The organism is Psychrobacter sp. DM4 (genome assembly GCF_051307035.1).
In the GTDB taxonomy this organism is placed as follows: domain Bacteria; phylum Pseudomonadota; class Gammaproteobacteria; order Pseudomonadales; family Moraxellaceae; genus Psychrobacter.
Map to the genome: position 1 here is coordinate 2114033 of NZ_CP195536.1, position 19309 is coordinate 2133341.

A 19309-nucleotide genomic window follows, 5' to 3' on the forward strand; every position below is an offset into this window, starting at 1 on the left:
GATGCTCACACATCTTAGACTTATCAATAAATAGCTATCGCTAGCAGCAGCAAATTCATTAATACTAATGTTAATGATAACTATTATCATTTAAATAATGAGAGGCATGATAACCAAGTATTAATACTTTGGCAACAATAAATACAAAATAGTTTTTATACAAATCGCATCAGGGTATTTAATACAAACTCGATGTGTGCCATTATCTCGTACGTGCTTTAGGTCGTGACTCTAAATATTTGGTTGTCGATCGTATCAACGATGAAGGTAATCACTGGCATGAGTTTTGTGTCAAAGAGTGGCACGTTCAGACGAATATTAATCGCGCAGCTAGCATGGATTGTAGAGCTGACGGTGGAATCTAGCGTGAGTGAAGTGAAGTTTATGCTTCGCTAGTTCAGCTTTAGTAAACCGCTTCAATAATAAGTAACGACACATAAAAGACAGCCCTCAACTGGGTTGTCTTTTCTCATTTTAGCATTACCTTTGGGGGTTATATCACACGGCCATTTAGAAGTCTTGAGCGACCAAAAACCTCACAAAACAATGCGATAATTAGATATTAAAAAGAGAATGGTATGGCAAACACTGGTAACACACTCTCAGCGTGGCAGTCATGGATAGGGACTATTCAGATTATTACCGCAGCGATTTGTTGGGGTACGCTGGGCATATTTTCGACGTACCTTAATCAAGCGGGTTTTAGCGGTTGGCAAACTACGATCTTGCGAGTCGTGACTGCCGCTTTGATCATACTCGTTATGCTGCCTAAGTTATGGCCTAATCTACGCAAACTACGAGCAAAACAGTGGCTTGGCTTAGCGATACAGTCGTTAATTGGTGTATTGGGTATGTCGTTGTGCTACTTTTTTGCCGTAATATACGTCGGTGCTGGCCCTGCTGTTGCTCTACTTTACACCGCACCGGTTTTTAGCTTACTATTTTCAGCATTATTACTGAACGAATCTATCACTCGCAAGTCCGGACTCTTAGCGTTGGTCGCCGTGTTCGGCGTCGGGTTAACGATGTTAGGCGATGAGGCACAGATCAACTGGGGCATCGTATTGGGTCTGCTAGCAGGAATTTGTTATTCATTGTATGGCGTACTTGGTAAACGCGCGATGCATGATGCGCATCCTGCTCCCTTAGTCTTCTTTACCTCTATCGTCATTAGTGCTAGCGTTCTACTGCTATTGCCTGACACTTATCGGACGTACTATAAGTTATTCAGCTTGCCGTTGCAGACTTGGACTTTTGCTATTGGATTATCTTTGATTGGCACAGTAGTGCCATTTGCGCTATATATGAAAGCATTAGAGAAGCTACCTGCTACCCGAGCGTCCGTGTTTACTATTTTTGAGCCATTAACGGCTATTGCCTTAGCTATCTTATTATTTAACCAATCGCTCGGATGGATTCAGTACGTCGGTGTCCTGTTAATTTTACTCGCCGCTTTATTTAATGCTCTATTGAATGGTACGACGACGCGCGTGCCTCGTTGGTTACAGAGGCGGCAAAAAGTTTAGTCTTATTTTCTAATCTCTATAAGGCAACTGCTGTTGTTCAAATAGGAAATAAAAAAAGTTATGTTGAAACTATTATTTTGACTTAAGATAAAGCCTCTAAGTTAATAAATAGGGCTTAGTGAGAATAATGGGGAATAACAGTGCTTATATCAACTCATCAGCTTTGTACAAAGACGGCGTAACGCCTTGCAGGTTTCAAGATTATACCTTTGAAGACGAAGACTTTAGCGGTTATATAGATCCTAGCGCTAAAGAATTATATGTCTCTAGCAACTGGACGACGGATAGCACAACCCTACTTTATCAAGAGAACGCGACTTACTTGCCATTAGTCTCACAATCGAAACGGGTTGATCGTGTTTATCAAACTTCAGATAAAGAACTAAACGACAGCTATCGTACGACTATCAGTGATAGTCAAACGGCTATATGGGCAGGATAATGCTACCGAATTAAAAAAGGAGCGACGAGAGTGGATCAAACAGCGCTCAGATATTTGCGGTGCTGATGTCGATCATCTACCTAGAAACCAAGTAGAACAGGTTTGTTTTATACAGAGCAATGAGCGGCGTATGACTGATTATTTGTTGTGGATTGATTAAAGCATGTATATGACCTATCAAACATACTCAAGAAACTATTAAATAGTCATTAAATAACGATGTTAAGTAAGTGGTAAGGGCAACCTATTCACTAATTCGCTGCAAAAACGCTTGCGTACGCGGATGCTTTGAATCCTCAAATAACTGCTGCGCACTACCCTCTTCGACCACATGACCATCTTCAATCAACACCACATGATCTGCGACATCACGCGCAAAGTTAATCTCGTGGGTCACAACGACCATCGTCCAGCCCTCAGAGGCCAGCTGCTTCATCGTTCCAAGCACGTCTTGTACCAACTCGGGATCGAGAGCCGAGGTCGGCTCATCGAACAATAGCAAGGATGGCTCAATAGCCAGCGCGCGCGCGATACCTACGCGTTGCTGCTGACCCCCAGACAATTGAAACGGGTACAAATCGGCTTTGTCCGAGAGACCAACCTTGTCAAGTAGTCCCAAAGCTTGCTTTCGAGCCTGCGCTTTGGTCTGATTTTGTACCACCGTCGGCCCTAACATTAGATTCTCAATCGCGGTTTTGTGCGGGAACAGATTATACGACTGAAAGACCATGCCCGCTTTACGTTGTAGTGCAAGCAAGGTCTTCTTTTTGGGTTTGGTAGCAAAGTCGACTGTCAAACTGCCATCATCGAACGCAATAACGCCTTGATCTGGAATCTCAAGCGCGTTTAGACAGCGCAAAAAGGTCGTTTTACCTGACCCTGATGGCCCTAATATCACCACCACTTGACCTTTGTGAATGGTCAAATCGATACCTTTGAGCACTTGATTACTACCAAAGGCTTTGTGAATATTGCTGACTTGAATCATAACCGTTTCCGCTGACAGATTGAAAATGCTAATTAAATGGGTACGAGTAAACTGTAAGATAAGCAGTGACGTTATTTAGCCACATAGCGATCAAGTCGCGTCTCAAGCTTACCTTGGATAAAGGTCAAAAACAGACAAATACCCCAATAAATCACCGCAGCTTCGGTATAGACGAGCATGAACTCATAGTTGCGCGCGGTAATGATCTGCGCTTGCTTAAACAGCTCAGTGACCAGCACTAATGAGGCAAGTGAGGTGTCTTTTACTAAGCTAATAAACGTATTGGATAACGGTGGTACGGAGACCCGTAGCGCTTGTGGCAAAATCACGTGACGAAAGGTCTGTAAGTACGTAAGTCCAACAGTCGACCCCGCTTCCCACTGACCCTTTGGAATCGATAAAATCGAGGCGCGCACCGTCTCTGACGCATATGCACCGATGTTCAGTGAAAAGGCAATAATCGCGGAGGGAAAAGGATCGAGTTTGAGCCCTATACTTGGTAGTCCATAAAAGATGATAAACAGCTGTACGAGCATCGGTGTTCCGCGAATAGCAGAGACATAAATACGAGCCAGCCTATAGATAACTTCATGGAACCAGCCTGCACGCGGCACGATACGAATCAGCGCTACTGTCAGCGCTATAGCCATACCAATAGCAAAGGAGATCAGTGCTAGCGGTATCGAGTAGTAGATACCGCCTTTGAGCATTGGCCAGAACGAATTAATAACAATCTGCGCCCGATCCGCATCCATAAATGGCAGTAATGCTAATAGCTCAGCGAGCACTGAGGTTATAGACGCTAGCATTATTTTTGCTGGCTTATATCAGCACCAAAGAACTCCTGACTCAGCTTCGTCAGCGTTCCATCAGCTGCTAGAGCAGCCATTGCTTTGTCTAGTTTTGCGACTACAGCATCGTCACCTTTGAGCAGTACTAAACCTGAACCTGTCTGCTCACTAGCAGGCGCTACCAATTTTATCTCAAGATCGCTATCTGGGAATTTCTTCAAATAATCGAGTACTGCAAGATTATCATTCATCGTAAAGTCAGCGCGGTCTTGCTTGACCAGTTGAATCGCTTGTGCCATTCCTTCGACTGGAATGACTTCTGCTTCATAATTCTCTGCCAGCTCACCATAATTACTGCTGAGTGATTGCGCACTACGCAAACCTTTTAGACCTTCCCACGAGTTATAGCGACTATCAGCCTTCGCTGCCAACACTACAGCACCCGACCAGCTATATGCTTGTGATTTATCGTATTTTGCTAAGCGCTCAGGGGTCGTTAGACTGACTTGATTGGCAACCATATCAAAGCGTTTTGAGTCAAGACCTGCTAGCATTGCATCCCACTGGGTTTCTTTAAAATCGACGTCCACTCCTAATTTGTCAGCGACCGCGCGAGTCACTTCGACATCGTAACCGGTCAGCGCCCCACTCTCGTCATGATAAGTAAACGGCGGATAAGTGCCTTCGGTACCGACGTTGATAGTTCCACCACTATTAATACGTTGTAGTAGATCAGATCCAGCAGCGCTATCTGCCTCATTGCTATTAGTGGTGGTTGACTGACCACAAGCGGCAAGTAGTATGGTACTGGCGGCAAGGGCCAAAAGAGTGCGACGTTTCATAGGGCGTCCTTAAAATGAATAAAGCAAAAATGCATAAGGCAAACAAAGTTTTATAAAACCATATTATACAACCCATATAGGTACTGTATTACTTGGCTCTGATTGCCAGATTTGAGGATAATGCTGGTATCTTTCAATACTATTTTATATTATTTTTCTTCTATTAGGGCGTGTTTGATAATTCATAAACGAGCACTGCTGATCACTAAAATGGTTCCAGACACGGCGCAAGTTGAAGATAATGTCTAGACCTTAACTAGACTTGTAACACACTGCTTATATAGAGCTGGGGAGAAGTTTTAGCATCAACTCTGAGAACGGATTGAGCAAAGCACTGCTTTGCCCGTTCGCAAGGCGAGAGCTGTGCTTGAGTGGAGACAGGACTCTTTTTTGCCGCTCCTTTGATAAAAATAGACGCTTACAAGACTCGTCTTACTATTTTTATCTTGCTTCTAATTTAAGAGCAGCACCTAAAAAATAGTCTCTATCAGTGCCATGATCGAAAGATCAAACACGCCCTAGTTTTCTATAAAAAATAAGAGTAAACAAAATAAATCGCTGATACTTAAAGTAGTGTCTAGTTCATATACTTTTGACAAAAATAACTGTGTAAAAACAGTGAGCAGTCACAAGACTATCTACAACCAAAAAGCCCCAACCAGTATAGGATTGAGGCTTTATTATGAATCATAATTAACAGACTATCGAATAAACATGTTATGCAGCAGTTGCATATTTTTGACGTACGATGTGGGTCATCTCAACCATATTGCGCAGTTGCAAGAGCGGCGGTTGTACGCCAAAAGCGACTGCTTGGCTAAGTACTAAATCATAGTGGGCAATGCCGCTTGAGTAGTCGTTTTTGCCTTGCCAATAATGCTCAAGGGCAAACTTGGTCTGACGTTTATCGCCGATACGGGGATAGCCTAGGATGTGAGCTGAAATCTTAGCGGCTTGGCTGCTATTAGAAACTTGGTTGCTGGCTGTCATGTTGTACTCCATCGATAGAAAAATTAGAATGACTATTTCGATGGAGCAATCATAGCGGACTTGTATAGTGAATAAAAATCAACTTACTTGTTATAAGATGAATTATATTAATGTCATATAATTTGTAAAACTCATCCACAAAAAACATATCAATGAGCATTAGCAGATTTTTTGTCTCTACGCTTGTAACTCATAGACTCAAAGCAAGTTTAATATTTCATTCTACGCTCGATTTGTTCACCCTTGAGCATATCAATTTCATAGTAGGTTAGAGAATTAACCTATTTGCGATTGTTTTTGAATACTATTTCAAACATTTGACTATTGGCTACTCGCTTGAGCTTTTACGGCTTTAATCACAGCTGTCAGACTAGCGCCTAACGTTATAAGTTTAGGTTTACTAAAAAATCACGCATGATTATCTTCTTATTTCTATCACCCTATTGCTCATAAAGTAGCGTTTTTAACGCGTATCTTCAGAATATATAGATCGCAAAACGCAAGGATTCTGTTTATAGAAATCAACTATAAATTTGTACGCTGAGTCCATACATAATCAACTTATTTTTATCCTCGAACGCTATAATACGTCAGCATTACAAGCCAATTTATATTTCTATTCATGAGACCCTTATTACCTATGCAAAGCACGTATCAGACCGCAGCCTTAAACGACGATTACTATTATTCAGATATTCTTTACTCTCCTTATCAAACACTCCCTCCTGTGATACAAGACACGCTGTTAGATCGACAACGCATTATTGTAATCGCGAACAATCCTTCGATCACTCAGGCCAAACTTGAAGCCCTATTGCAACCTACTGATATGCTGGTTTTGTTTAACGACTTTATTCATGCTGAGTTTTTTGCTTATCATCCTAGTGCTAAAGATCTACCGAAGCTCTTATTCTTTAGACAAAATGGCGACAGCTTATTGCATTTTGGCTTACCGCCACGCAGCAATAATTTGACCGCGATACTCGAAATGACAAAACATGCGACGCTTGGTATGTTATTTGGGAACACTGACTATCAGTTCCCTCTGCCAAGCGACGACCCCAGACCCAATGATGATCCGATCACCGCTAACCGAGTGCTAGAGATTCCAAAGCCACTCGATAAGTTACTGCGGAGTCAAGAGCATTGCGGCGTATTGTCAGAGCAACATAGCGTAGTGGCGGATTACCCTGTATTTGCTGATATTCACTCTTCTGCGCCGACATCAGGGTTTTTGTTATATCGTCTACTACTAGCGGCATGCTTGGAGGTGCAACAGCAGAAAAATGCTGATACTCCGATATCCATAGTCATGTTAGGCTTCAATAATGAGAATAAAACCGCGAACTTTTGGGAAGGTCATAATTGGGCGTTTGAGAGACAAGAGCTTGCCACGCCGCCTCATGGGGTTGAGATTATTCGTCAGTATTAGTTGATTAATGCCAGCAAACCCGTGCTGATGAATATAGGCTAACTCAGCCATTTACACATAAGGCGCATCTGGACAATGCGCCGCAAGAATTTCAGCCTCGTTTGGTTGCCTTTTGATACCAATTGCCATCGTCTGCGTCTCCTGCCAGTCAATCAATTGCAACTGTGCAAACTCTGTCAGCCATCCTGCCATCGGCCAATGCTGCCACTTTTCATAAAATCGATTGGCATTAATCACAATGCTGTCCAAATGATTGAGCGGTGGCCGATACACGCTATGCTGTTGATGGTAAATCACATTGTCCGTTAAATAAAAGTCGATACCAAGCGCGCGTGCCACAAAAGCGAAATCGGTGTCCTCCGCGCCGTAGCCGACATAGTCAGTATCAAACCCCCCAATCTGCTCAAACTGAGGACGCATTATCGCAAAACAAAGGCTCCAAAATGCGCCGTAATCTTGCGTCTGCTTAATAGACTTACCATGATGCTGTAAATCAAAGTTATCCCGATAAGGGTTAAATACGGACAGCTTGTCTAAAAAGTCGGCTGTTAATTTACCTTGTTGTAGCTGGCTGCCCTCATCGTCTGTCAAAGGGCGGGTTAGATAGCGCGGTTGACCCATGAGTAAGGCTTTGGGATGTGCTTGAAGCTTACTATACAACTGCTCTATAAAAGTTGGTGCGACAATACAATCCACATCCAAAAAAATCATCGCATCATATGTAGCGCGCGCAGCGCCAAGATTACGGTTACGACCAATATCAAATGACGCGCTATCTGCGACCCCATCCTCAGTCGTTGCAATCTTAATGATATTCAAATCATATTCTGCTAAGCGCTCAGTCTCGGCATCATCATTAACGATAATGACCTCACTTGGTCTGACACTACCGTTAGCCAAGCTACTTAGTAAATTATAGAGGTGGCGGTTGCGTCCGTAGCAGGTGGTTACTATGCTCAAAGGTACGCTCGCGGGCATAGCGTTATGAGTGGCGTTTTTTACTTTAGTCGTCATAAATACGTTTACTCTTATTATCTTTCAGGTTTTATACCACATTGCGGCAATAACCAATCCTCAAACCAAGTTTTGACAGAAGCATAGTCACCGATACTATCCATAAAGTTTTGTGCAGGGGTGCTAGTTGGATGACCGATCAAAGGAGTTTTTTCTTTGTTAGTCGATTTATCGCTAATCGATTCACTGGGAGTGAACAGAGAAGATGATACGTCTTGACTATCCAAATCTGTCATTTGGGCCGTGAATTGCGCCCAACTCAAAGCGCGACCTTGTCCAATCAACGCCTCTGCCATGACGTCTTGCTCACGGTGTGGACGCTGATCTGGCAATACTACAAGCGGTGTCGCGTAATCATAAGCTTGCGCAATACCGTTCAAACCACACGCCATCAGCAGCAGATCGCTATGAGCAATAAATGGAGTCACATCATCCACATGAGCGGCGATATCGACACAATTACGCCTCTCATCATTGATAGGCCCAAGCGATATAATCAGCGCATTTGGTAATAGGCGGCGTAACTCTGGTAGCTTGGCATCAATAGCGTCGTGCCCACCATAACCTTTGATTACGGTAACAATGTCTTGCTTCTTAAAATTATCTTCAGCGAAATTATCAGCAGCGTCCAAATGAGCGTCCAACCGCTCGTGGATAGCACTATCAGTTGTGAGCGTTGTTAGTTTGTCTATGAAAGACGTCAAGGATAACGGCTTATCTGTTTTATCAGGCATGAAATCCAGATATAGTGTTTTTTGGCGTACCCAGTCCGGCGTTGCTGCCGCTTCTAATACCTTTGGGTAAGGAGCCAATAGTCCAAGCGCGCCTGCAAAAGCATTTAGATGTGGCGCGTCATTACGCTCGCCTGCCAGTCTCACATACAAGTAGGGCACGCTAGCAGTGCGACATAACATAGCGACTTCGACGCTCACATCAATAATCATCAAATCAATCTGACGCTGACGAATGCCATCAATGAGTTGACAACTACGGGTTTGAATATTGACATTGCCAACGGGTGAATAATGCAAGCTACTTGGCTGCCAATAGTCCCCTGCTCGTCCTGGCAATACCTCCTCTGGCAGCTGATCCTCAGCGCTCAACCGTACCATTTGCTCATCAGTTATCGTGCTAAAGTGATAACCCTCGTCAGACAGGCTAGTGAATACAGTCATCTGCTTACGCAATGCAAGTGGTAACAAAGCCGCCAGTTTATCCGCTTGGCGGCAGTGGCCTGAGCCATGATGATGAGCATAGTAGCCGATACGCATAGAGGATATCCTAAGGTTTTTTGCTTAAGTAATGAATCAATTCAGTCTGTTTTTTGGAAGATTTTTAATAGGTTAAACCAATATTCAAACTTACGCCCCAAGCCCAAATAATAAGTATTATCTAAAAGGACAAGGCTTGACTCTGAGTATGAACACTACGACTATTCTCTAAGGCCTGCTCGTATAGGCTCAGATAACCATCGACCATTGCAGCGACAGAACAAAACTGCTCAGCACGCAAGCGACATGCCGCGCGAGAAATATCTTGGATAGTATCAAAGGCTTGAATAAAGGCTTCTTGGTCCATTTTGGGTACGATAATACCCGTCGTAGGTGTGATAATCTCCTGACTCGCCCCAACATCAAAACCTATGACTGGCGTACCGCAAGCCAAACTCTCCGCCAAAGTCAATCCATAAGGCTCATCCCAAGTGCTAGTAAATAGCATAGCGGTAACTTGACTCAGATGCTCATTAATTTGGTCTTTACTCAGATGACCCACATAATCGAACAAAGACCCATCAAGCTCATCTTCTTCTAGTAAGGGCGCCACATACTCATCGAAATATTCCTGATTGCTTTTAGGTCCAGCAATGATCAGGCGCTTGCCTGCTGCTTTGCAGTACGCCATAGCTAGATGTGTCCCCTTTTCAATACAGATGCGCCCGTACCAAAAATAAACCTCGTCTTCAATAGGCTGAACGTTGGCTGTAAACGATTGAACATCGATACCGTTATAGACCACTTGAGAAGGCACGAACTCAGCAAATAGCTGCCGCTGATGACTACTGATCGCAGTGAACTGGGTTTGTGTGCCTTGGCGTAGTGTTAGCAGCGCCAGACGCAGCTGCGGAAAAATCGGCGTATGAAAAGTCGTAAAGCACCGTGCGCCAAGCGCCTGCCCCATCATCATTGGGATATGATGCAAGCTATGGTTGTGGACGACATCAATTAAACCTTGCTCATCACGACTGATAATATCGCGCATGGCATGCTGATAGACCAAATACTGATATAGCTCTTCACGGCTCATACCGACCGAATCATGCTCATTCTCGTAAACGAGCGCATCAAACTGCGTTCGCGTCATAAACGGTATGAGCGTGGCATTCGTTTGGCTCTCAGCGTGCGCATATAGCAATACGTCATGTCCTTGAGCGACCAACTCATTACAAATAAGCTCAGTAATCATCTCAAGACCGCCTGCATAAGGCTGTGCAATAGGGTATAAAGAATGGGCGATGATAGCGATATGCATCTTTTTTGGGGTTCCACTTAGTGAGTTAATAGTTTGAGTATAATCAGGTATATAAGACTTGTTAGCAGTCATATCCAAGGTACGAGTATCTATATACGTAAAATGAAAAGTATAGAAAACGGCATCAGAAGTGTTCTGACTCGTGTAACTTCTTGGTATCAAAAGTAGTAGAGACAGACTCGTTAATACTTTTTGATGCTCTGTTAGATAGGGTGCTTTTAGTCGTTAAAGGTTCGCTGATAATAGTAGTATAACCGTAGTTATCAAAAGCTACTTTTGCCGACCATAGCTTTATTAGAGTAATCATTAACGCGCAAAAAAACAGCACAGGAGAGTAAAGCGCTGACCACGGAGATGTCAGGACTACTGTCGCTATATTAAGTATAAGTAATAACTTTGGTAAAGCACTAATATTGGCACGGCGCACTGTCTTGCGAGTACGAGCGATATCTTGTTTGGGCGTACAGACGAATGGTTTGTCACGGCCCCAAAGTACAGGCAGCCAAGATAACGCGCCAACCTCCCAAAAATTTAGATGCAAAGCCCAAGCGCGTAGCCTCTTGTAGAGATCTGGTGCATAGCGGCTATCAACTTGCTGGTTTAAGGGCGATTTGTCTTGGCAATAAGCCCACAATCGTCTGAATAGAAAAACACCATAAGCAGCATAAACGATATATAAAGGAGCAAGTAATACAGACATATCAGCATTTACCCCTATCACCAGTACACTCAGTACGATCAGCTGCGTACAAAGATGAAGGAGGATAAAGATACCTGTAAAATTAATCCAAGCACTCAGCTGAGATAAGTGCGCACGCATATAACTTAAATCTTTGTGTGTAATATTTCTGACTGTTGAATCAGACGCTATACGTGAATCAAAGTAAGTATTGAGCACTTGCGCATTACCATAGACCCAGCGTTGACGCTGAGCAATCAAATCACAAAAGGTATTTGGCAATACGCCTGTGGCAATGACTTTAGGTATAAAACGGCTTTGAAGGCCCATACGGTGCATCAGCACGCCCATCTGGGCATCTTCAGTGATTGACGCCCCAGACCAGCCACCAATATCTAGCAAAGCGCGGCGACGAATGACTGCGTAAGTGCCCGTTGATAGCGCGCGCTCACTATTAAAATCTCGATACAAATGATAGTTGAAGTAATGGTTGAGCTCGCTATGAATATCAGCGCGTCCTGCGTCACGATAAAACTGCGGGAACTGTAGTAGTGCGTGAGTAGGATATTCATCTATGGCAGCGACAATAGCCTCTCTCGCTTTTGGCAGAGCCTGATAATCGCTATCAACGACGACGATATGACTACAGTTTGGATTCATAAGTCCAAGTGCCAAATTGAGCGCGCCTGCTTTGAAGCCCTCTACCGCATCGATATGATAAAAGTGTACGTGTAGCGCATCATCAAGCGTGTCGCAAAAATCAGCTAAAGGCTCATACAACTCTCTTTGAGTATGATTATTGTCAATAATAATGATCTCATCATTGACCTCTTTGATAGCGAGTAACGAGCGAATAGTAGCCAGTACTAAAGCGATAGGTTCAGCACGTATAATCAACTGGTAACTAAGTGCTATAGAAGGGCTAATTGGAAGAGGGTTATCACTTACAAAAGAATTATCTTGAAGGTTTTGAGTATGAGTGTAGGAAGTATCGACATGAATTAAATCGTTTGCCTTTTTTATGGGCGACTTGCTGTCTTTGGCAGGTCTGTTTTTTATTATAGTGTCACCGAGTATCCTAAGCGCACTTTGAGTATTATTTAACTCCTTACTGATCATCATGTTCTATCCCTAGCTGCATATCCACCACCTAGTAGTGTGTAATATCAAAAAGTGATTCAATGATAGCTATAAAGAAGATCAATAATTACTGACGCTATGTCTAAAATCCTGAATAAATGTAACGCTGAGTAAGAAGTGTAGAGGTATTTTTAAATTAGCTACTTACACGCCAAAAAACTTTAGCAGGAGTCTAGTCAAGGATAATGAGCATTACAGTTTAATCAGAAAAATGCCTACCTTTTGGGTAGACGACTGCTTAACTTACTATGCAAAATGCTTATTTACTACGATAGAAAAATAGACGTTTGGTTCGGAGCACTATAGGCGCTCAAGGCATCAGCGCCATGTTTAAACCTGATAGTATTAGCCGCTGCAATTGCCTTATATCGAGCCGACCATAGTAGTGATCTCTCGCCAGTCATCTTGCATAATTTTGAAGAGTACATGCTTGGCGAGTGGATGATCAGAGTCAAGCATAGGATGATAAAAGTCATCTTGCGTGTTACTCATACCGATACGCTTCATAATCATTTGTGAGTGCTCATTAATAACGGCAGTGAAGGCCACGACTGCATCAAGTTTAAGATCATTAAAGGCAAAGCATAGAGCTGCGCGCGCCGCTTCAGTGGCATACCCTTGTCCCCAATATCTCTTTTGCAAACGCCAACCTATCTCGACACTTGGTGCAAACGGCATATCTGCGTGAGTCTCATTTAAGCCAACCATACCGATGAATTTATTAGTCTCTTTTAGGCTCACGACCCAAAATCCCCAACCGTTATCTTCAATAAGTTGCTGGCACTTATTGGCAATCACATCGCTCTGCGCAGAGGAGAGTCGTTTGGGAAAATATCTCATGACCTCAGTATCGGCATTCATTTGCGCAAAATCAGCGTAGTCACTTGGCTGCCATTGTCTAAGTATCAGACGCTCTGTCACACGTGTTGATATGCCCGCCTCTGACATCTTTATCTTAGCTGTCATGCTACCGTCTTACCTCATCTAGTATAAGTCACACTGTAATGTTATAACTTAAATCACGCGCTTCGTCACCTGTGATACCGCGAAAACCCCAGCAGTGCGCAGGCTGCTCTTTTATGGTGATCTCGATATCTATCGGTGCTATCCCTACCTGCGCTTCAATCTGCTTAAATAATGCTTTAATCAGCGCCTTTTGTGTGGCGATAGTACGTCCTGCCATCATGTTGATCTCAATGACAGTATAAGCCGCTGAGCGATCGCTAGGATAATAGAAATCTTCGGCATCCATAGGCATAAAACGCTGTGCACGCTTGCCCTCTGGTAGCCCAAGGACAGACATCATGCAACTATGAATGATCTCTGATAGCTTACGTTTGATGGGGTTTAAGTGCTCTTTGATACCATACACTACGATCATCTCTTACTTGTCCTCGTATAGTTGTTGCTATGATTTTAGTCTCTAAATCTTATCTATTTGGACGCAGGTTTAGACGGCTAACACTAGCAATAAGCGCCACCATTATCATACCCATAATAATCAGAACGCCAGACATCATGTGCGCCGCGTCATAATTGAGCGCTTCGACTTGCTCATAAATCGCAATAGAGACCACTTTGGTCTCGCCTGCGATACTACCGCCTATCATCAGCACCACACCAAACTCGCCAATAGTATGAGCAAAGCTGATTAAGCTACCCAAGACAATACCGACCTTTGCTTGTGGTAATGCGATGGTCATAAAACGTCGAAGGCGGCTTGGCTCTAGTAGTTGCGCCATCTCCATCACGCTTTGTGGGATACGTAAAAACTGCGCGTAAACGGGCTGAATAAAGAACGGTAGGGAGTAAATGATAGAGCCGATAACCAGACCTTCAAAGGTAAAGATTAAGGGGCTAATATTGTGCTCGCGAAGATAGTGACCAATGCCAGTGCTAGGGCTTAATAACAGTAATAAGTAAAAACCAATAACCGTAGGCGGCAGGACAAGTGGCATAGCAACAATACCCATCAACACCACTTTTACACGTGCAATCGTCTGTCCACGACTGGGTTTAGCGAGCCAATAAGCGATTGGTGTGGCAAAGAGTAGCAGGCACAAAGTAGTAACCGTAGCGAGCTTGAGGCTGACTAAAAAAGGACTGAGCATGTTTGACATAAGCGATGAATCTATCATAATGTCATTTCTCATAGCTCGTTACTAACGGCGTTAACAAAGTTTAATTCTAACTAAAAATTACTACTGAACCGTTAGATAGCCTGCTTGTAAGAAGTAACGCTGTCCTACAGATGAGCGCAAATAGTCTGTAAAGTCTATGGCAGCTGACGCGTCACTGAGGCGTATGCCGTCTTGCAAAATAGCAGGATAAGACTCAGGCGCTAAGGTAATAAACTGGTTAGGCTCAGCGTTGATAGCGATGAGTTGTGATAGTGCTACAAAGCCATAATTAACATGACCTGTATGCGCATATTGAAACGCTTGTCCGATATTTTCTGCTTGTATTAATCGTTTTTGCTGCTCTACAGTATCGTATACTTTTTGCGCTTGTAGATAAGATCTCGCCGATGCGCCATAAGGAGCAAGTTCAGGATTGGCAATAGCTATCTTACTAGTCGTATCGCTCATCAATATATCAGTCAGCGCCTGCTCATTTAAAGGGCTAGTGACACTATAGAGCGCTAGCTGACCTTGTGCATAGGTAAAAGGCTCACGAGTCTCTTCGCCTTGAGTGCTACTGTCAGCAAGTTTAGCTGGAAACTCCTGATTGGCGGACAGGAATATATCATAAGGTGCACCTGCTGTAATCTGCGCGTATAATTTACCAGAAGAGGCATAAGTCACCTCTATATTTTGCTCAGGCAGGTTATTATCCTTTTTATAGCCCTTGATGATAGTAGGTAACACCTCAGACAAATTAGCAGCGGCAGCAATACGTAACGTCTGATTTTGCTTAGTGTCGTCGTTAGTAGAGGCTCTATCTGTAGCACTCTGTTGCATACAAGCACTCAACAACAAACTTGCGCACAAAAGCGCTGCTAACTTAACCATTATTGCTAAGCCACTTAGACGGCTCATCTTCATAATACTCCTGCTTCCATACTGGAATATCCGCTTTGATCGTATCAAGTATCCAGCGGCAAGCATCAAAAGCGGGATAACGATGGGCAGAGACGACCCCCACCCATACCGCCACATCACCAATCTCAAGCGCGCCGATACGGTGGATAGCAATGGCATGAGTAATCTCAAAACGCTGTTTGGCCTCGAGAATAATAGCGCGGCCTTGATTAATGGCTAAGTCTTCATAACCATAATAAGTCAAGCGCTCAACACTGCTCGCATTATTGTGATTGCGTACGCGACCTTCAAAACAGACAAAAGCACCGCAGCGATCATCATCAAGGGTTTTTTTGAGACGGTCTTCATCTATGGCGATATCTAACAAGGCAAAACCATCGCGCTCGGCGATGGCGTATACCTCATCAATGCTACGTTTGATGGTTATCGAATGGTTGTGGACACTGTGTGTCATATATTATCTCTACTTTTTATGTCTAAAACCCTTACTTAACCACCAGCAACTGGGGTAATAAATACCACACTGTCGCCATCATTAATTGGGTCTAACCATCTAGCGAAGTAGTTATTCACCGCTACGCGCAGCTCTTCTTGCGAATGACTAAAACCATGCTTTTGACTTAAATGCTCATAAAGTTCGCTTAGTGAGGTTGACGGCTCAACCTTAATGATCTCTTCTTGACAATTAGCGGCGTCGGCTAGACTAGCAAAGTAGAGCACTTTAATGCTCATAGTAGTATTGACTTGGGTTGCTGCTTTGCTTACTGGCTCGGTTTCTCTAATAACGCTCATCATATTCTCCATTTCTTTCAGACTATCGAGCTTTATGGTCGTAGCATTGTTGATTACTAAAAAAAGGTACGGTGCTACGCATGACTATACTCTGATTTGCCGCCCGTTTTGGTTATCAAGCGCACATTATCAATAACGATATCATGCGATATAGCTTTGGTCATGTCGTAGATAGTCAGACACGCCACGCTCACGGCTGTTAGTGCTTCCATCTCAACGCCCGTCTTGTGAGTAACTTTGACCGTAGCGCTAACGATGATACTGTTTAAACTATCATCATAGTCAAAGGTTAAACCGATTTTGTCGAGTGGTAATGGATGACATAGTGGTATCAAATCATGAGTACGCTTGGCGGCCATGATACCGGCAATATGAGCGGTTTGAGTGATACTGCCCTTTTTGGTCATACCATCAGCGGCTTTTATTTGCTTGTAAATCTCGCTTGGAAATCGTACATGTCCGGCCGCATTGGCCTCTCGCGTTGTGGCGGTCTTGCCACTGACATCAACCATAGTAATATCGCCGTCGCTATCTAGGTGCGATAATCCAGATTGGGTCGCAGTATTTTGATTGTCTGTTTGGACGTTACTATTCATTGAATGTCTCTTACGTTTTTAGAGTGCTTAACGAGTCGTAGGCCTGTTTAAACTCATTAGGGGTATTAAAATTAGTCAAATGCTGCCAGTTTTTTGCCAAAAGTACAGGCTGTACAATAGGCTCGATAAATGACATGACTCGGCGCTGCCCGCTATCAATGTAAGCTTTTAGATCAGGCTCAAGGCTCAACTGATAAAGCCCTAACAATGGATATAAATGACTCTCATCAGTCAAACATATTACTTTTTTATCGGTTGACTGACTTATTGAATGCTGTAGTTTCTGCCATAAGTCTGTAGCAGGTATCAAGCTATCGCAGCTCATAACCAACAGCCATGACTCATCATGTAACGGTGTGCACGGCTTTAAATTCGTCAAAGCCTGCAAAGCGGATTCAATAGCCACTAACGCGCCGCCCGTCTTAATCTTATCATCATTGTTTTGATCTTTATTATCAACACTATCGTAATCGGCAATATGAATAAGAGGTACGTGCAAGTCATGGATTCTCAAATCTGAATCAATGTTGAAGTTGCGACCATTATCAGCAATCATAATAGGCAGCGTGTACCCAATGTGAGACTTAGCCAAGTCTAGCGCCTGTCTAACATGATAATCTAGCACGCGCTCCTCTGTTGGTAACATAAGCTCCGCTTTAGGCGTGCCCATACGTTTGGATGCGCCGCCTGCTAAGATAACCACACCTGCCAAACGAGTTGAACGGTTTGTAGAGTCAGTCATATCAGTTATGAGTAGGATTTTGTGCCATAAAGTGCGGTACAAAATTACATGGACGCGTACGGCTATCAAGCTGCTCTTTTAAGATATTCTCCCAGCCTGTACGGCATGCACCTGATGAGCCTGGCAAACAAAAAATCCCGGTACTGTTTGCCATACCTGCAACCGCACGCGACTGTACCGTTGACATGCCGATCTCATCTTTTGAGATCAGACGGAACATCTCACCAAAGCCATCAATCGATTTATCAAATAAGACGCTTACCGCTTCTGGCATACTGTCTCTGACAAAAAATCCTGTGCCGCCAGTGGTAATCACCGCATGCACTTTTGGATCGGCAATCCAGCCACTAATCACCGCTCTAATCTGATAGATATCATCAGTAATGAGCTTGCGATCAGCCAAATTATGACCTGCCTCAGTTAAGCTATCTACTAAATACTGCCCTGAAGTATCCTCTGCCAGCGTGCGACTGTCAGAAACGGTTAAAATAGCAAGGTTAAGGGGGATAAACTGGGCAGCGGGTTTGCTCATAGAGGTTCCTAATGAAATATAATTTTAATACTTTAAAAATGGGGCGACTGACTCTAACCACCGATAATCGATAAGTTATGCATGATGCCACTATTAGAATCATGCAAATGATGATGCTCAGGTTTGATCGGCATAAAGCTATGTAAGGTATCGACTAAGCCTTGCACATCATTTGTTTGCAAGTACTGACGGATATCATAGCTGCCTTGGTCAAATAAGCACAGATGTATACGGCCTTGGCTACTGACCCGCAAGCGATTGCAAGTATCACAAAAGTGCGCCGCATAAGGAGCGATCATACCGATGCGACCTCTATAATCTGGATGGCTATACTCAACCGCTGGGCCATCGCTACTGCCCCGTTCGTGGGGTTGCCAGCCCTGTTCTAGCAAGTAATCGATGATAATATCAGACTGCGCGTGCTGGGCAAAAAACAGATCACTATTATCACTAGTCTGCATAAATTCTATAAAGCGATAAGTGACGGGCCTATCTTTAACATAGTCGATAGCGGTTATCAGGTTTTCAAAAGCCGTCTCCGCCATCAACACACTGTTTATCTTGAGTTTGATATCTGTAGTGTCTAATAAGGTATCCATATCTGTCATCAATTGAGGCAAAGTATCAAAGCCTGTCATCTTATGAAAGGTAGCCGCATCAAAACTGTCCATGCTGATGTTGAGCTGATCAAGTCCAGCGGCTTGCCAACTGGCCAAATGCTTACCAAGTTTGTAGCCGTTACTAGTCATGGCTACCGTTTCTATACCAGCGGTGTTCTTAATAGTTTGGATAATCTCGACAACATCACGGCGAATGGAGGGTTCACCGCCTGTGATTCTCACCTTTTTGGTGCCAACTTGGGCAAAGCTGCGAATAAGCGTGGCAATCTCAGGAATGCTAAGCTCATCGTCAGGGCGCTTACCTTGATAGCCATTAGGTAGACAATACTCACAGCGAAAGTTACAAAAATCAGTAATCGATAGCCGCAAGTAAGTCAAACGACGGGCAAAACCATCTGTTAAAGGCTGGTGGCTCTTAGTTGAATGATCAGTAACAGCAGGCACAGCGACAAACGACATCCCAGAGCTATCAGCTCCAGCGAGTGCTGCCGGCGAATACAGTTGAGCACTGTCTTTGTTCAGAGTATCGTCATTCATAATTTACTGCCATTGGTATTGCTAGTTGTAAGCGCTACTTGCACTTATCGTCTATCGCTCTATTGTAACGCTTGCC

At 43.6% G+C, this 19309-nt stretch carries 21 protein-coding genes; 3 read left to right on the plus strand and 18 right to left on the minus strand.

All coding sequences use genetic code 11. From position 1 onward, the window contains the following. Positions 1 to 578: 578 nt before the first annotated feature. Together ACR64G_RS08975 and ACR64G_RS08980 are read left to right on the plus strand one after the other, a co-directional pair. A complete protein-coding gene (locus ACR64G_RS08975) occupies positions 579 to 1526 on the plus strand; it encodes an EamA family transporter (RefSeq protein ID WP_435978959.1) in 948 nt (315 codons plus the stop codon). Between the two features lie 127 nt (positions 1527 to 1653). Further along, on the plus strand, positions 1654 to 1968 hold the full coding sequence (locus tag ACR64G_RS08980; protein WP_435978960.1) for a hypothetical protein: 315 nt from the start codon (positions 1654 to 1656) through the stop codon (positions 1966 to 1968). A gap of 244 nt (positions 1969 to 2212) precedes the next feature. On the opposite strand, the gene ACR64G_RS08985 is transcribed toward ACR64G_RS08980, so the two are convergent. From ACR64G_RS08985 to ACR64G_RS09000, 4 genes are all read right to left on the minus strand, one after another. Further along, a complete protein-coding gene (locus tag ACR64G_RS08985; protein ID WP_435978961.1) occupies positions 2213 to 2956 on the minus strand; it encodes an amino acid ABC transporter ATP-binding protein in 744 nt (247 codons plus the stop codon). A 71-nt stretch (positions 2957 to 3027) separates the two neighbouring features. Beyond that, complete coding sequence (locus ACR64G_RS08990) at positions 3028 to 3765, minus strand: amino acid ABC transporter permease (protein ID WP_435978962.1); 738 nt, start codon at positions 3763 to 3765, stop codon at positions 3028 to 3030. Continuing rightward, positions 3765 to 4589 (minus strand): amino acid ABC transporter substrate-binding protein, encoded by an 825-nt coding sequence (locus ACR64G_RS08995; RefSeq protein WP_435978963.1) that lies wholly within the window; start codon positions 4587 to 4589, stop codon positions 3765 to 3767. Before ACR64G_RS08995 ends, ACR64G_RS08990 begins: the two co-directional genes overlap by 1 nt. Before the next feature lie 717 nt (positions 4590 to 5306). Further along, a complete protein-coding gene (locus ACR64G_RS09000; RefSeq protein ID WP_435978964.1) occupies positions 5307 to 5579 on the minus strand; it encodes a hypothetical protein in 273 nt (90 codons plus the stop codon). 640 nt (positions 5580 to 6219) lie between these two features. Between ACR64G_RS09000 and ACR64G_RS09005 the strand changes: the two genes are divergently transcribed. Beyond that, positions 6220 to 7011: a hypothetical protein gene (locus ACR64G_RS09005; protein WP_435978965.1), complete on the plus strand. Its 792-nt coding sequence runs from the start codon at positions 6220 to 6222 to the stop codon at positions 7009 to 7011. 51 nt (positions 7012 to 7062) lie between these two features. On the opposite strand, the gene ACR64G_RS09010 is transcribed toward ACR64G_RS09005, so the two are convergent. The 14 genes from ACR64G_RS09010 to moaA form a co-directional block, all read right to left on the minus strand. Then, the gene (locus tag ACR64G_RS09010) at positions 7063 to 8025 is read right to left on the minus strand and encodes a glycosyltransferase family 2 protein (protein ID WP_435978966.1); all 963 of its coding nucleotides are present in this window, start codon (positions 8023 to 8025) and stop codon (positions 7063 to 7065) included. Between the two features lie 17 nt (positions 8026 to 8042). Next, positions 8043 to 9296: a hypothetical protein gene (locus tag ACR64G_RS09015; protein WP_435978967.1), complete on the minus strand. Its 1254-nt coding sequence runs from the start codon at positions 9294 to 9296 to the stop codon at positions 8043 to 8045. Between the two features lie 121 nt (positions 9297 to 9417). Next, on the minus strand, positions 9418 to 10626 hold the full coding sequence (locus ACR64G_RS09020; protein ID WP_435978968.1) for a glycosyltransferase: 1209 nt from the start codon (positions 10624 to 10626) through the stop codon (positions 9418 to 9420). Between the two features lie 52 nt (positions 10627 to 10678). Next, a complete protein-coding gene (locus ACR64G_RS09025) occupies positions 10679 to 12355 on the minus strand; it encodes a glycosyltransferase family 2 protein (protein ID WP_435978969.1) in 1677 nt (558 codons plus the stop codon). Positions 12356 to 12736: 381 nt separating this feature from the next. Beyond that, the gene (locus ACR64G_RS09030) at positions 12737 to 13339 is read right to left on the minus strand and encodes a GNAT family N-acetyltransferase (RefSeq protein WP_435978970.1); all 603 of its coding nucleotides are present in this window, start codon (positions 13337 to 13339) and stop codon (positions 12737 to 12739) included. A gap of 28 nt (positions 13340 to 13367) precedes the next feature. After that, positions 13368 to 13754, minus strand: a complete 387-nt coding sequence (locus ACR64G_RS09035; RefSeq protein ID WP_435978971.1) for a tautomerase family protein — start codon at positions 13752 to 13754, stop codon at positions 13368 to 13370. A 49-nt stretch (positions 13755 to 13803) separates the two neighbouring features. Beyond that, on the minus strand, positions 13804 to 14511 hold the full coding sequence (gene modB / locus ACR64G_RS09040) for a molybdate ABC transporter permease subunit (RefSeq protein ID WP_435978972.1): 708 nt from the start codon (positions 14509 to 14511) through the stop codon (positions 13804 to 13806). A gap of 63 nt (positions 14512 to 14574) precedes the next feature. Next, complete coding sequence (modA, locus tag ACR64G_RS09045; protein WP_435978973.1) at positions 14575 to 15411, minus strand: molybdate ABC transporter substrate-binding protein; 837 nt, start codon at positions 15409 to 15411, stop codon at positions 14575 to 14577. Further along, positions 15377 to 15868 carry a molybdenum cofactor biosynthesis protein MoaE gene (locus tag ACR64G_RS09050; protein WP_435978974.1) on the minus strand — a complete coding sequence of 164 codons (492 nt, stop codon included), beginning with the start codon at positions 15866 to 15868 and terminating at the stop codon, positions 15377 to 15379. The genes modA and ACR64G_RS09050 overlap by 35 nt, the downstream gene beginning before the upstream one ends. Before the next feature lie 35 nt (positions 15869 to 15903). Further along, positions 15904 to 16209 carry a MoaD/ThiS family protein gene (locus ACR64G_RS09055; RefSeq protein ID WP_435978975.1) on the minus strand — a complete coding sequence of 102 codons (306 nt, stop codon included), beginning with the start codon at positions 16207 to 16209 and terminating at the stop codon, positions 15904 to 15906. A 71-nt stretch (positions 16210 to 16280) separates the two neighbouring features. After that, positions 16281 to 16802 carry a cyclic pyranopterin monophosphate synthase MoaC gene (gene moaC / locus ACR64G_RS09060; protein WP_435978976.1) on the minus strand — a complete coding sequence of 174 codons (522 nt, stop codon included), beginning with the start codon at positions 16800 to 16802 and terminating at the stop codon, positions 16281 to 16283. A gap of 10 nt (positions 16803 to 16812) precedes the next feature. Beyond that, on the minus strand, positions 16813 to 17544 hold the full coding sequence (gene mobA, locus ACR64G_RS09065) for a molybdenum cofactor guanylyltransferase (RefSeq protein WP_435978977.1): 732 nt from the start codon (positions 17542 to 17544) through the stop codon (positions 16813 to 16815). Position 17545: 1 nt separating this feature from the next. Next, positions 17546 to 18076, minus strand: a complete 531-nt coding sequence (gene moaB, locus ACR64G_RS09070) for a molybdenum cofactor biosynthesis protein B (RefSeq protein WP_435978978.1) — start codon at positions 18074 to 18076, stop codon at positions 17546 to 17548. Between the two features lie 53 nt (positions 18077 to 18129). Continuing rightward, a complete protein-coding gene (moaA, locus tag ACR64G_RS09075; protein ID WP_435980696.1) occupies positions 18130 to 19155 on the minus strand; it encodes a GTP 3',8-cyclase MoaA in 1026 nt (341 codons plus the stop codon). Positions 19156 to 19309: the final 154 nt, after the last annotated feature.

Bases quoted from the DNA above. Each gene is read 5' to 3' on its own strand.
- ACR64G_RS08975 (WP_435978959.1), top strand. From the start codon at position 579: ATGGCAAACACTGGTAACACACTCTCAGCGTGGCAGTCATGGATAGGG.
- ACR64G_RS08980 (WP_435978960.1), top strand. From the start codon at position 1,654: ATGGGGAATAACAGTGCTTATATCAACTCATCAGCTTTGTACAAAGAC.
- ACR64G_RS08985 (WP_435978961.1), bottom strand. From the start codon at position 2,956: ATGATTCAAGTCAGCAATATTCACAAAGCCTTTGGTAGTAATCAAGTG.
- ACR64G_RS08990 (WP_435978962.1), bottom strand. From the start codon at position 3,765: ATGCTAGCGTCTATAACCTCAGTGCTCGCTGAGCTATTAGCATTACTG.
- ACR64G_RS08995 (WP_435978963.1), bottom strand. From the start codon at position 4,589: ATGAAACGTCGCACTCTTTTGGCCCTTGCCGCCAGTACCATACTACTT.
- ACR64G_RS09000 (WP_435978964.1), bottom strand. From the start codon at position 5,579: ATGACAGCCAGCAACCAAGTTTCTAATAGCAGCCAAGCCGCTAAGATT.
- ACR64G_RS09005 (WP_435978965.1), top strand. From the start codon at position 6,220: ATGCAAAGCACGTATCAGACCGCAGCCTTAAACGACGATTACTATTAT.
- ACR64G_RS09010 (WP_435978966.1), bottom strand. From the start codon at position 8,025: ATGACGACTAAAGTAAAAAACGCCACTCATAACGCTATGCCCGCGAGC.
- ACR64G_RS09015 (WP_435978967.1), bottom strand. From the start codon at position 9,296: ATGCGTATCGGCTACTATGCTCATCATCATGGCTCAGGCCACTGCCGC.
- ACR64G_RS09020 (WP_435978968.1), bottom strand. From the start codon at position 10,626: ATGACTGCTAACAAGTCTTATATACCTGATTATACTCAAACTATTAAC.
- ACR64G_RS09025 (WP_435978969.1), bottom strand. From the start codon at position 12,355: ATGATGATCAGTAAGGAGTTAAATAATACTCAAAGTGCGCTTAGGATA.
- ACR64G_RS09030 (WP_435978970.1), bottom strand. From the start codon at position 13,339: ATGACAGCTAAGATAAAGATGTCAGAGGCGGGCATATCAACACGTGTG.
- ACR64G_RS09035 (WP_435978971.1), bottom strand. From the start codon at position 13,754: ATGATCGTAGTGTATGGTATCAAAGAGCACTTAAACCCCATCAAACGT.
- modB (WP_435978972.1), bottom strand. From the start codon at position 14,511: ATGATAGATTCATCGCTTATGTCAAACATGCTCAGTCCTTTTTTAGTC.
- modA (WP_435978973.1), bottom strand. From the start codon at position 15,411: ATGAGCCGTCTAAGTGGCTTAGCAATAATGGTTAAGTTAGCAGCGCTT.
- ACR64G_RS09050 (WP_435978974.1), bottom strand. From the start codon at position 15,868: ATGACACACAGTGTCCACAACCATTCGATAACCATCAAACGTAGCATT.
- ACR64G_RS09055 (WP_435978975.1), bottom strand. From the start codon at position 16,209: ATGATGAGCGTTATTAGAGAAACCGAGCCAGTAAGCAAAGCAGCAACC.
- moaC (WP_435978976.1), bottom strand. From the start codon at position 16,802: ATGAATAGTAACGTCCAAACAGACAATCAAAATACTGCGACCCAATCT.
- mobA (WP_435978977.1), bottom strand. From the start codon at position 17,544: ATGACTGACTCTACAAACCGTTCAACTCGTTTGGCAGGTGTGGTTATC.
- moaB (WP_435978978.1), bottom strand. From the start codon at position 18,076: ATGAGCAAACCCGCTGCCCAGTTTATCCCCCTTAACCTTGCTATTTTA.
- moaA (WP_435980696.1), bottom strand. From the start codon at position 19,155: ATGTCGTTTGTCGCTGTGCCTGCTGTTACTGATCATTCAACTAAGAGC.